Genomic DNA, 12,619 nt, shown 5'->3' with positions numbered 1-12,619 from the left:
GCTCAGCCGATCTCAGCCCGTCCGGCGATTGAGGACACCGCCGCGCAGCGGTGGTGCGGACGACACGGCCCGCAGCCGCCCGCTCCCATGATCCGCCGGACACGGCCTAGTCCTCGATCGCGTAGTCCTTCAGGAGGGCGGAGTTCCAGGCCTTGGCCGTGGCGGCCAGGCCCTCCTTCGGGTCCTCCTTCAGGGTGAGGATCTTGGTGTAGTGCTGGAGCCACTCCGTGAAGAGGTCGCCGCCCTGCGGGATCGGGGGCCGGGGGTGGGCCTTGGCCAGCGCGGCGTAGTACGAGCTGCGGACCGGGTCGGCGAGGACGGCCTTGGTGTAGGCGGACTTACGGGTCGGCAGCACGCCGATGCCCGTCGAGACCTCCTCCTGCTGCGCGGTCTCGGTCATGAACCGGGTGAAGAGGTAGGAGGCGTCGAAGTTCTTCGAGCCGGCGTAGACGACGAGGTTGTGGCCGCCGACCGGGGCGCCCGCGGTGCCGGTGGAGCCCGCCGGGACGGCCGAGATGCCCAGGTTCTCCTTCGCCTTGAACGCGTCGCCGCCGAAGATCTCCTTGGTCGCCCAGGGACCGTCGATGAGCATCGCCAGCTTGCCGTTCTTGAAGTCCGTCTTCAGGGCGTTGTAGCCGTCGGTGCCGGCCGGCTTGGGCGCGGCGCCGGACTTCACCAGGTCGACGGCGGTCTCGATGCCCTTGCGGGAGGCGGCGTTCGCGATGGTGATCTTCTTCTTGCCGGCGTCGACCATGTCGCTGTTCTCGCCGTAGAGGAAGGGCAGCGAGTAGTAGCTGTCGGGGCTGAGGCCGATGCCGCCCGCGCCGGTCTTGTCCTTGATCTTCTCGGCGGCCTCCTTGACCGCCTTCCAGTCGGCCGGCGGCTTGTCGATGCCCGCCTTCTGGAACAGCTCCTTGTTGTAGAGCAGACCCAGGGTGTCGGTGACCTGCGGGACGCCGTACGTCTTGCCCTGGTACGCGGCGTTCTTCAGCGGTCCTTCGAGGAAGTCGTCGCTCTTGTCGAGCGCCGGCGTGCCCGTCAGGTCCTTGAGGTAGCCGAGCTGGGCGAAGCCCGGCGTCCAGCCGACGTCCGAACGCAGCACGTCGGGCGCGCCCTTGCCGGAGGCGGCGGCGGTCTTGAACTTCTGCTGCGCCTGGTCGAACGGCACGTTGACGTAGTCGACCTTGATCTTCGGGTACTTCTTCTCGAAGGCCGAGACCAGCTTCTTGAAGGCCGGTGCCTCGTTCGTGGCGTCCGAGGTGTCCCACCAGGTGACGGTGCCGCTGACGCTGCCCGGGTCACTGGCCGCCTTGGAACCGTCGCTGCCGCCGCCTCCGCTGTCACCGCCGCACGCGGTCGCGGTGAGGGTCAGCACGCCGACGACGGCGGCGACCGATATGCCTCTTCGCATATGGATCTCCTCTTCAAGGAGGCCGACCTGTCGCGGGCGGCCCGAGCTGTGGAGGAAGTTAACAGGCTGCAATCTCTTGCGAAAGGGCTTGCAAGAAGGAAACGGTGAGATTTCCGGGTCGTAACCGGACCGTGTCCAAAGGGTTGACCGGCGAGGACGCGGCTCGTACGGTCACCTCCGCGGCACGTCACCCCCTGTCGTGCGGACAGGCTTGCTGCAAGAACGGCAAGATTCTTCAGGGGCCTTTCGGGCACGGCGCGTTGCCGTGCGAGGTCGCTTCATCCCCCCACTCAGGAGGCACCATGGCTCCCACCGCCATGCCCCGGATCGCCCGCAGGGCACTGCCCGCCGTCCTCGCCCTCGTGGCGAGCGCCCTGGCGTGCGCGCCTCCCGCGCGGGCCGGTGGCGCACCGGAAGGCGACGTGACGGCCGTCCTCTTCGAGTGGAAGTACGACTCCGTCGCCAAGGAGTGCCGGGAGACGCTGGGCCCCGCGGGATACGGGCGCGTCCAGGTCTCCCCGCCCCAGGAGCACATCCAGGGGCCGCAGTGGTGGACCTCGTACCAGCCCGTCGGCTACCGGATCGCCGGACGGCTCGGCGACCGGGCCGCGTTCACGAGCATGGTCGGCGCCTGCCACTCGGCCGGCGTGAAGGTCGACACGGACGTGGTCATCAACCACATGGCCGCCGGCTCCGGCACCGGGACGGGCGGCTCCGCCTATACGAAGTACGACTATCCGGGCCTCTACCAGCGCCAGGACATGGACGACTGCACCACCGTGGTCACCGACTACCGCGACCGGCGCAACGTCCAGGACTGCGAGCTCGTCGGCCTCGCCGACCTCGACACCGGCGAGGAGCGCGTCCGCGACCGCATCGCGTCGTACCTCGACGACCTGCTCTCCCTCGGCGTCGACGGCTTCCGCGTCGACGCCGCCAAGCACATACCGGCCGGCGACCTCGCCGCGATCAAGGCCCGCACCTCCAGGCCCGACGCGCTGTGGAAGCAGGAGACCATCTTCGGCGCCGGCGAGGCCGTCCAGCCCGACGAATACCTCGGCACCGGCCACGTCCAGGAGTTCCGCTACGCCCGCGACCTCAAGCGGGTGTTCCTCGGCGAACGCCTCGCCTACCTCAAGAACTACGGCGAGGGCTGGGGCTATCTGCCCGGCGACCGGGCGGCGGTCTTCGTCGACAACCACGACACGGAGCGCGGCGGCGACACCCTCAGCCACAAGGACGGCGCCGCCTACACCCTGGCCAACGTCTTCATGCTCGCCTGGCCCTACGGTTCCCCGGACATCCACTCCGGCTACGAGTTCACCGACCGCGACGCCGGACCGCCCAACGGTGGTGCGGTGAACGCCTGTTGGCAGGACGGCTGGAAGTGCCAGCACAAGTGGCCGGAGATCAAGTCCATGGTCGCCTTCCGCACGGCGGTGCGCGGCACCCCCGTCAAGGACTGGTGGGACAACGGCTACCAGGCCATCGCCTTCAGCCGCGGCGACAAGGGGTATGTCGCCATCAACCACGAGACGTTCGCGCTGAGCCGCACCTTCCAGACGTCGCTGCCGGGCGGTGACTACTGCGATGTGCAGAGCGGGCGCCGGGTGACGGTGGACGGGGCGGGCCGCTTCACGGCTTCGCTTGCCGCGGGTACGGCGCTGGCCTTGCACGCGGGGGCGCGGGTGTGCGGGTAGCTGTGACGATTCCCCCGCTCCAACAAGCCCGTCCGGCGTTTGAGGACACCGCGCGCAGCGCGGCCCGGGGTCCGGGGCGCAGCCCCGGTTACGGGAAGGGGCGGGTCAGGGGAGAACACCACGTCCCAACCTCCACCAGAAGGAGCACCGTTCCATGAGACGCCTCGCCACCCTGGCCGCAGCCATAGCCCTCGCCCTACCCCTCGCAGGCACCGGCCCCGGCACCGCACACGCCGACCCAGCCCCCCAAGGGGCGAGGGTCCAGTGGATCGACCGCGAAACCATCGCCTGGCCCAAAAACCTCGGCAACCCCACCCACCCCCACCACCTCACCCACACCCACGGCACCTTCGAACTCACCCCCCAACCCGGCGGACTCACACCCCAACAGCGCGCCAAATACCCCCACTTGGCCACCTACGACGCCTTCCACCTGAACGCCCACGGCCAGGAACGCACCGCCCTCACCGGCCCCCTCCTCGCCGAGACGGACGGCGTCACCACCGGCGTCCAGATCCCCGGCGTCCTCGACGACCTCTACGCGGCGGCCGCCGCGAAGGCCCGGCTCGGCCCCGTCTTCCGCGACGGCCGCCCCACCCTGTCCGTATGGGCGCCCACGGCGCGCCGCGTCGCCCTGGAGCTCGACGGCCGCACCGTACCCATGCGCCGCGACGACGCCAGCGGCGTCTGGAGCGCGACCGGCCCCCACGACTGGGCCGGCAAGCCCTACCGCTACGCCGTCACCGTCTGGGCCCCCACCGTGCGGAAGACCGTGACGAACCTCGTCACCGACCCCTACTCCACCGCCCTGACCGCCGACTCCGCCCGCAGCCTGGTCACCGACCTCGCCGACCCCGCGCTCGCCCCGCCCGGCTGGCGGAACCTGCGCAAACCCAAGGCCGTACCGCTGCGCGACGCGCAGATCCAGGAGCTGCACGTGCGCGACTTCTCCGTCGCCGACCGCACCTCCGCGCACCCGGGCCGCTACCTCGCCCTCGCCGACCGCGACTCCGGCGGCATGCGCCACCTGACGCGCCTCGCCGCCGCCGGCACCTCCTACGTGCACCTCCTGCCGGTCTTTGACATGGCCACCGTCCCCGAGCGCCGGGCCGACCAGGCCGAGCCGCCCTGCGACCTGGCGGCCCTCCCCGCCGATTCCGAGCGGCAGCAGCGGTGCGTGGCCGGCACGGCCGCCCGTGACGCCTACAACTGGGGCTACGACCCCCTCCACTACACCGTTCCCGAGGGCTCGTACGCCTCCGACCCGGACGGCCCGGGCCGGACCCGGGAATTCCGGCAGATGGTCCAGGGCCTGTCCCGGGCCGGGCTGCGGACCGTCATGGACGTCGTCTACAACCACACCGCCGCCTCCGGCCAGGGCGAGAAGTCCGTACTCGACCGGATCGTCCCCGGCTACTACCAGCGCCTCCTCGACGACGGCAGCGTCGCCACCTCGACCTGCTGCGCCAACACCGCGCCCGAGAACGCCATGATGGGCAAGCTCGTCGTCGACTCGGTCGTCACCTGGGCCAGGGAGTACAAGGTCGACGGCTTCCGCTTCGACCTCATGGGCCACCACCCCAAGGCCAACATCCTCGCCGTCCGCAAGGCGCTCGACGCGCTCACCGTCGCCAAGGACGGCGTCGACGGCAAGGCGGTCGTCCTCTACGGCGAGGGCTGGAACTTCGGTGAGGTCGCGGGCGACGCCCGCTTCGTCCAGGCCACGCAGAAGAACATGGCCGGCACCGGAATCGCCACCTTCTCCGACCGAGCCCGCGACGCGATCCGGGGCGGTGGCCCCTTCGACGAGGACCCCCGCGTCCAGGGCTTCGCCTCCGGCCTCTTCACCGACCCCAACGGCGCGACCCCGGGCACCCCCGCCGAGCAGCGGGCCAGGCTTCTGCACGCCCAGGACCTCATCAAGGTCGGCCTGACCGGCAACCTCGCCGGCTACCGCTTCACCGACTCCGCCGGCCGCGCCGTCACCGGCGCCGACGTCGACTACAACGGCTCACCCGCCGGCTACGCCGCCGCCCCCGGCGACGCCCTGGCCTACGCCGACGCCCATGACAACGAGACCCTCTACGACGCCCTCGCCTACAAACTGCCCCGCGGCACCGCGTCGGCCGACCGTGCCCGCGCCCAGGTCCTGGCCATGGCCACCGCGGCGCTCTCCCAGGGGCCCTCGCTCTCCCAGGCCGGTACGGACCTGCTGCGCTCGAAGTCCCTGGACCGCAACTCCTTCGACAGCGGCGACTGGTTCAACGCCCTCCACTGGGACTGCGCCGACGGCAACGGCTTCGGCCGCGGCCTGCCGCCCGCCGCCGACAACCAGCCCAAGTGGCCCTACGCCGCCCCCCTCCTCGCCGACCCGGCGCTCCGGCCCGGCTGCGCGCCGATCCACTCGGCCTCGGCCGCCTACCGAGACCTGCTGCGGATCCGTACGAGCGAGAAGGCGTTCGGCCTGGCGACCGCCGAGGGCGTACAGGCGTCCCTGTCCTTCCCGCTCTCCGGCAGGGACGAGACCCCCGGCGTCATCACCATGCGCCTGCCCGGCCTGGTCGTCGTCCTCAATGCCACCCCGGACGAGCGCACCCAGCCCGTCACCGAACTCGCCGGCCACCCCTACGCCCTGCACCCGGTCCAGGCGACCGGCGCGGACCCGGTGGTGAAGACCGCCTCCTACACCCCGGCAACCGGCACCTTCACGGTCCCGGGCCGCACGGTGGCCGTCTTCCGGGCGGGTCAGGACGGCTGAGGAGCGAGCGCGCCGAGCCGGCCGACGAGGTCGGCGAGCGGGCCGTCCGCCGGTTCGTCCGCGAGGATGCGGCGCAGGACCTCCGCCATGTCCGCGTCGTAGGCGGCGCTCACCGCGGTGAGCGCCGCGAAGGCGTGCACGAGCTGGAGTTCCAGCTCCGCGCGGGGGATGCGCCGGCCGTCGAGCCAGAGCAGTGCCGTCGTCTCCGTCAGGGAGATCCAGGAGCGCAGGGCCAGCTCCAGGCGCGGTGCGGGGCTGCGTACCGAGAGGTGGTCGAGCATCTCCTCGTACGCGGCCTGGCGCACTCCGTCGATCATGGCGCAGGTCCGGCTGGAGCCCGCCGCGGGGCCGCCGCGCATCAGGGCCGAGAAGCCCGTCGCGTGCTCCTCGACGAAGTCGAAGAAGCGCCGCATCACCCGCAACAGCCGCTCACCCAGCGGACCTTCGCGGGGCTCGTCGAAGAGCGCGGCCAGTTCGTCGGCGGCCCGGCGCAGGGCCGCCTCGTACAGGCTCTGTTTGCCGGGGAAGTAGTGATAGACGAGCGGCCGGGATATCCCGGCCGCCGCCGCGATCTCGTCGATGGAGACGTCGTCGGGGGAGCGGTGGCCGAACAGATCGAGGGCGACCGCGATCAACTGCTCGCGCCGCTGCTCGACACCCATCCTGCGCCGTACCCCGTTCGTCATGGCGGTCATACTAATGCCAGGCCGCAGGGGTGGAGCGGCGCCCGGATCCCCGTCGCGCAGGGGGCTGTTCGGGGGATCGCCGGCGTCACTTGAGGGGTGTCAGCTTCTTGCCGTCGGCCAGCCGCGCGCTCAGCTCGGTGCGGACGCCCGGCTTCGCCGGCAGGGCCAGCACCTGCCCGGGGGCGGTGCCCCGCACCCCGCCCGTCGCCTCGACCGACCGCACGTCGGGGCTGCCCGCCGCCAGGGCGTACCACGCGCCGGCCGGCGACTTCCACAGCGCGCCCGCCAGGACGTGCGGGTCGCGGGCCCCGCACGCGGGGGTGTCCTCGGCGCGGGTGACGCTCGCGCTCGGGGCGCCCGGTCGGCCGCCCGGCCCCTGGAACAGGGTCAGCACCCGGCTTCCCGGCCCCCGCCACGTCTCGGCCCGGGCGCACGTCCACTCGCCGCTGCCGCCGCCGGGCAGCGGCTGGGTGGCGAACGGCCAGGCGTTGACCGAGCGGACGCCCTGCGACCGCATGCCCTGGAGGTGGCAGGCGGTGTGACCCCAGCCGGCCAGCGCCGCGGCGGAGTTGACGTCGCGCGGTCCGCCGGGGGCGCCGGTGGTGAGCCGGGCCGGGGTCAGCTCGCCGAGGTCGGTCACCAGGCGCCGGCCCATCTGGAGCGCGGGCCAGCTCCGGCAGTCGTTCGTCGGGGCGGGGCTGAGCGTCGGGTCGGTCACGCCGTCGTCGGCCAGACGCAGCGGCTGCGCGGCCGCCCGGGGCTTCAGCAGGTCGCGGACGGTCACCGCGCTCACCCAGGGCGCCGTCAGATAGCGGACGTTGCTGTCGGCCCGGCCCACCACGACGGCCGACGCGGAACCGTCGTCGGAGGCGTCCGTACGGGCGAAGTCCAGCGCCGCGCTGCCCTGGTTCCCGCCCGTCCTCGACTCGGCGTAGCGCACCACGCGCAGCCCGTCGTACAGCACCACGACCGCGGCCTGGCCGACCTCGCCCGCGTACAGCAGCTGCGCCGGCCCGGGCGCCGGGCCGGAGGGAGTGCCGGGCGTTGCCGTCACCTGGACGGCGCGTCCCGGCCGCGCCCAGACGGCGAGCGCGCGGCCCAGCAGATCGTGGTCGGCCACCCGGTTGCCGCGCGCGGGCCAGGCGGCGAAGCCGGAACGGTCCGCCGTCTTCCACGCGCCCGGGGCGACCTTGGTCAGCTTCGCCGGGTCGAGGGCCTGCTGCGCCGCCGCGTTCTGCGCGTACGGCGGGGCGGCCGCGCCGCTGGGGCCCCAGCCCTCGCCCGGCAGGCCCAGCAGCGTGCCGCACACGACGGCCGCCGCGAGGGCGGCGATCGCCGCCCGGGTGTGCTGGCGGCGGCGCATCAGGTCCGTCGGCCGCGCCTGGAGGGAGCAGGGGTCGAACTCCATCGACTCCAGCAGCGAGGCGTCCCGGCTGCCGGCCGGTGCCCGCAGCGCGTCCGCCTCGGCGAGCGCCCCGGCCGGGTCCTCGACCCCGGCCGCCGAGAGCACGAGCCGTACGTCACGGTCGGCGGACAGCTCCAGGGCGCGCAGCACGTACGCGGCGCGGCCGGGTCCGGAGAGCGTGGCCAGGGCCTGGTCCAGGGCGAGTTCGTCGGCGCCGCCCGAGCGCGGGAACAGCCGCAGCCCCCACACCTGCGGCAGCAGCGGAGGCAACTGGCCGGGCCGGGGCAACTGCCACCGGCCGCGCGGCCGCCCGGCCTCCAGGGCGGAGCGCAGGACGCGCTGGCGTACGTACGCGTACCCCGGGTCGGACGGTGAGCCGTCGGTCCCGCGCGGCGCCGGTACGGCCAGCTCCGCGGCGCCGACGCGGTTGCGTGGCAGGGCCCGCTGGACGAGGGCGTGCGCCGTCAGGACGCGGCGGTTGCGGCCCAGCGACGGCGGCAGGACGAGATACCCGAGCCGTACCAGGCGCGGGTAGTGCTCGATGAGCGCGGCCTCGGCCTGCTCGACGTCGACGGGCGGGACGGTCCGGGGGGCTGTCGCTTGCTGCTCCACGATCCGTAGAACGAGTGAATGGTGAGATGGTCACCTCACTCCTGCGGGGGCGTACTCCGGACGGCCCCGCGCCCTTCCTCACGCCACGCAGCGGGCGCGCACGCGGTCCACGGCATCGTCGGGGATGCCGAGCCCGTCGCGGACATACGCCTCCACCCCACCGTACGTCCGGTCCATCTGCTCCAGCGCCGCCGTGAGATAGGCGGGGCGCACGCCGAGGATCGCGTCGGCGATCTCCGGGTCGCCGCCCGCCCCGGTGAAGCGCTCGATGAGGGGCGCGAAGGCGGCGCGCACGGCGGGGTTCACGGCCAGGTACTCCTCCCGGACCGTGGCCTCGTCGGCGCCCAGGAGCATGAGGATGACGGTGGCGGCCCAGCCGGTGCGGTCCTTGCCGGCCGTGCAGTGGAAGAGCAGCGGGCCGCAGCCGGGTCCGGCGAGCGCGGACAGCAGCAGGTGGTACGCGGCGCAGGCGGGCTCGGAGGTCACGAACGCGCGGTAGGAGTCGCAGAGCAGCTTCTCGGCCTTGCCGTTGCCCAGGTGCTCCTCGGCGACGGCGGGGTTGCCCAGCACCGTCTCCAGCCTGGCCGGCACCTGGCCGCCGGTGACCGCCGCGGCACCGCCGGCCATCACGTCCGCGACGATCAGCCGGGCCCCCTCGGGCACCTGGTCGGGGCGCGCGCGGCGCTCGTGCTCGGTGCGCAGGTCCACCACCGTATGGATGCCCAGGCCGGCGACGGCCGGGTCGATCGCCGGGTCGAGGCGGTCGAGCTGGCCGGAGCGGAGCAGCAGGCCGGGGCGGACCGCGGAGTTGCCGGCGAGCGCGATGCCGCCGAGATCGCGGAGGTTGATGATGGTCGAGGCGTCGAACTGCGGCATGGGCGCGTCTCCCTTGTCTGATATCTACCGTTATTGTGCCGAACGGTAGCGGAGGCCGCTCCGGCGCCCCCGCGACAGGGGCGCACGCCGAACGCGAGAAGGAGGGCGTGCACGCCCTCCCATACGGCGCCCGCAGACGACAATGCGCCCCCCGTCAGGGTGGGCCGCCACCCCGCTCAGCCCAGCCGCCACCCGCTGAACCGCGCCATTCCCCGCGCCCCGCTCCCGTCGTTGCCCGCCGTCAGGAACAGACCGACGTCCTGCGCGCGGGAGGCGCCCGGCACCGTCACGGTCGCGACCGTCCGCCACGTCGCACCGCCGTCCGTCGAGCACTGCGCCGCGTAGGCGCCGGAGGCCGTCCGGGTCAGCCGGAGGAGCACCGGGGCGGTGATGCCCGTGATGCGCCGGTAGCCGTCGAAGGTGCCGTCGCCGTTGGTGTCGTACGACAGCACGACGCCCTGCCCCGGCGTCACGGCGAGGTTCACCGCGCCCGGCGAGCGCGTCGCGAGGCTGTTGCGCACGATGATGCCCGTACGCGCCCAGCCGCCCGTGTGCGTCTGGCTGTCGACCCGTACGGTCGCCACCCCGCCCGCCGTCAGCGCGCCCGCGCGGTAGACCGCGCCGAACCGCTCGGTGCCCTTCCACAGGTCCTCGCCCCCGCCGTCGATGGCGAAGCGGTCCCCGAGCCGGCCGAAGACGGCGGCGTTGCTGGTGACCGTGCGCCAACCCGAACCCAGCGGTCCGGCGACGAAGAGCGTGCCCGTCCGCACCGACCGCACCCGGTCCTCGCCCTGCGGCCCGTAGCGCGCGCTCACCTCGTACGGCAGCGGCTGGAGCGGATGCTCCAGCGGGGTGGCGGGTGCCGTGACGCGCCAGCGCGCCGTGCCCGTGCCGCCCGGGGCCACCGACGGCAGCGACGTCGGGCCCTGTGGAACGGCCTTGAGGCCGGCGAGCCCCAGGTCCACGCGCCCGGTGGCCCGGAAGCCGTTGACGTTGGCCAGGGCCACGGCGACCGTCGCGGCGCCGCCCGGCGCGACGGCGGGCGGTTCGGCCGTCGTCGAGAGCGCCCCCTGGTACGGCGCGACGGCGAGGGTGTCCCGCACCCGCACGGCCGTGCGGTAGGCGTCGGTCACCGGGCGCAGCGGATACGCCTTGGTCTGCCGCGTCCACGGCTCCTCCGCCGCGAACCAGTCCACGGCCCGTGGCGCCCGCCCCTCCCGCAGCGCGTCCTCCAGCTCCTCCAGCCACCGCCGCCAGCGCGGCAGGTAGAAGTCGCCGATGAGGCCGTGCCAGTCGCGGTTCGCGTAGTCGTGCAGCTTCCCGCCCTCGGACGTCGCCCGGCCGCCCCACACGGTGATCAGCGCCCGGGCGGTGCGCTCCAGCTCTGCCGCCTCCTCCGGATCGCTCGCCCAGGCCCGCGCCGCCGCGTTCCACGGGCCCAGGAGGAACGCCCGGTGCGCGCCCGCGATGTCGTCGGCCAAGCCCATCAGCCTCAGCCACAGCGCGGCCAGGGCCCGGAAGGCGGCCAGGTCCTTGCGGACGTACGCGCTCTTCAGCTCGGGCAGCAGCTGCCGGCTGCGGTGCGCGAGGGCCTGCCGGGCGACGTCGACCAGGTCGAAGCGGTACGTGTCGCCGCCGCGCAGGGCCGTACCGACGCCCAGCAGCCCGGTCAGCGCCGCGTCGAAGCGGGCCGGGTCGTAGGACACGGCGCTCGGCGCGTACTCGCCGGCGCGGTCGGCGTCCAGATCCGGCCGGGCGGCGAAGAGGCTGTCGTGCGGGTCGCTGCGCTCCGGCGCCTCCTGACGGTAGGCGGTGTCGCGCAGCGCCGCCCACGCCGAGCGCGCGGCCGCGTCCTCGCGCCCGTAGCGCAGATCGGCGTACGAGCCGAACCACCGCGCGCGGTCGGGCGCCCGGTCCTGCCAGGCCAGCTCGGAGAAGTACTCGAACGCGGCCGGGTCGCGGTCGGCGCCCTCCGGCATGAACGCCGTGCCCACCAGCGCGCTGCCGGGCTTGTCGCGCCAGGCGAAGAACTTCTCCGTCCAGACGTGCGTCTTGGCGCCCATCGTCGTCCGGCCGCCGAAGTTCGGGATCGAGCCGAAGGCGTACGGCGTGCCGCCCCAGTCCCGCTCCCGGTCGGTGATGCCCTTGAAACGGTCGGAGATGCCGTCGACGATCAGCATCCGCTTCCGGTCGACCGCGCCGAGCAGCTCGGGCAGCGGATTGTCCTGCCAGCCCAGGATCACCCAGGTCGCGTCCGGGTGCGCGGTGCGCAGCGCCCGCTCGACGCACCGGGCGGCGGCCGCGACGGGGACGTCGCCGGCGGTGCCGCCCTCATGTAGCAGGTCCATCTTGAAGTGGGCGGCCGGACCGAGCAGTTCCGTCTGGTGCCGGTAGAAGGAGGCGGCCGCCTCGGGGAAGACGTCGGTGCGCGGGTCGAGCCAGTCCGGCCGCCGGAAGCCGTGCCAGGTGCCCTGCGGGACGACGCGGGCGCCCGGGTTCCGCGCGACGAAGCCGTCCGGGACGGCTCCGTAGTAGCCGGGCAGGACCGGTGCCATGCCCAGCTCGCGCAGCCGGTCGGTGATGCGCCTGCCGAGCTCCGCCCGGCGGGCGATCAGGCCGGGGGAGAGCGGGCCGCCGTAGCCGCTCAGGTTCTGCAGTATCCACCAGGGCTGGTGGGAGGGGGCGGGCAGCCAGGCGCGGACCTCGGCGTCGCTGTAGCCGAAGTCCTTCAGGAACCGGTGGCAGACCGCCTCCTGACCCGCGATCACCAGCACCTCGTTGCAGCCGTGCAGGGCCAGGACGTCGATCATCCGTTCCCAGTAGGCCCAGTCGGCGTACGGGAGGGTGTAGCCGTCGTTGGTGTCGTTGAGGGCGAAGCGGTGTCGGAGCCTGGTGGATCGTTTCAGCGGAGCGCGCGGCGCCGGGAGCGTGGCCGGCAGGTCGAGCCGCTGGGCACCCCACGTCACGTGCGCCCCGCAGGTGTACTTCAGGTACCAGTGCACCCCGGTCAGCATCACCGCCGGGCTCGTACCCGCCACCTCGATCCGCCCGGCGCGGCCGCCGACCTCGAACCGCTCCTCGGCGCCGCCGGCCAGTGCCGTCAGCCGGAACTGGCCGGCGTGCCCGCCGAGCAGCCGCTCCAGCGCCGCCCGCGCCGCGGCGGTGGGATCC

General features: G+C 73.6%; 6 protein-coding genes and 1 pseudogene. 2 read left to right on the top strand and 5 right to left on the bottom strand.

Going from position 1 to position 12,619, the window contains the following annotated elements; translation table 11 throughout:
* Positions 1 to 106: 106 nt before the first annotated feature.
* The gene (locus tag J7E86_RS00405; protein WP_215078504.1) at positions 107 to 1,411 is read right to left on the bottom strand and encodes an extracellular solute-binding protein; all 1,305 of its coding nucleotides are present in this window, start codon (positions 1,409 to 1,411) and stop codon (positions 107 to 109) included.
* 326 nt (positions 1,412 to 1,737) lie between these two features.
* On the opposite strand from J7E86_RS00405, the pseudogene J7E86_RS00400 reads away from it, so the two are divergent.
* Positions 1,738 to 3,105: pseudogene (locus J7E86_RS00400) on the top strand (alpha-amylase family protein); the annotation flags it as partial.
* A gap of 160 nt (positions 3,106 to 3,265) precedes the next feature.
* Positions 3,266 to 5,869 (top strand): pullulanase-type alpha-1,6-glucosidase, encoded by a 2,604-nt coding sequence (gene pulA / locus J7E86_RS00395; protein ID WP_215078503.1) that lies wholly within the window; start codon positions 3,266 to 3,268, stop codon positions 5,867 to 5,869.
* On the opposite strand, the gene J7E86_RS00390 is transcribed toward pulA, so the two are convergent.
* The 4 genes from J7E86_RS00390 to J7E86_RS00375 all read right to left on the bottom strand — a co-directional run.
* Positions 5,857 to 6,555: a TetR/AcrR family transcriptional regulator gene (locus J7E86_RS00390; RefSeq protein WP_215078501.1), complete on the bottom strand. Its 699-nt coding sequence runs from the start codon at positions 6,553 to 6,555 to the stop codon at positions 5,857 to 5,859. The two genes, pulA and J7E86_RS00390, sit on opposite strands and share 13 nt — an antisense overlap.
* 85 nt (positions 6,556 to 6,640) lie before the next feature.
* A complete protein-coding gene (locus J7E86_RS00385; RefSeq protein ID WP_374223745.1) occupies positions 6,641 to 8,572 on the bottom strand; it encodes a hypothetical protein in 1,932 nt (643 codons plus the stop codon).
* Positions 8,573 to 8,650: 78 nt separating this feature from the next.
* Positions 8,651 to 9,448 (bottom strand): tyrosine-protein phosphatase, encoded by a 798-nt coding sequence (locus J7E86_RS00380; protein WP_215078500.1) that lies wholly within the window; start codon positions 9,446 to 9,448, stop codon positions 8,651 to 8,653.
* A gap of 176 nt (positions 9,449 to 9,624) precedes the next feature.
* A partial coding sequence (locus tag J7E86_RS00375) for an alpha-N-acetylglucosaminidase (RefSeq protein ID WP_215078497.1) occupies positions 9,625 to 12,619 on the bottom strand: 2,995 nt, incomplete at its 5' end.

The sequence above is a fragment of the Streptomyces sp. ISL-11 genome (genome assembly GCF_018614525.1).
In the GTDB taxonomy this organism is placed as follows: domain Bacteria; phylum Actinomycetota; class Actinomycetes; order Streptomycetales; family Streptomycetaceae; genus Streptomyces.
The sequence above is the reverse complement of the archived record's forward strand: the minus strand, read 5'-3'. Positions and strand labels throughout refer to the sequence as shown.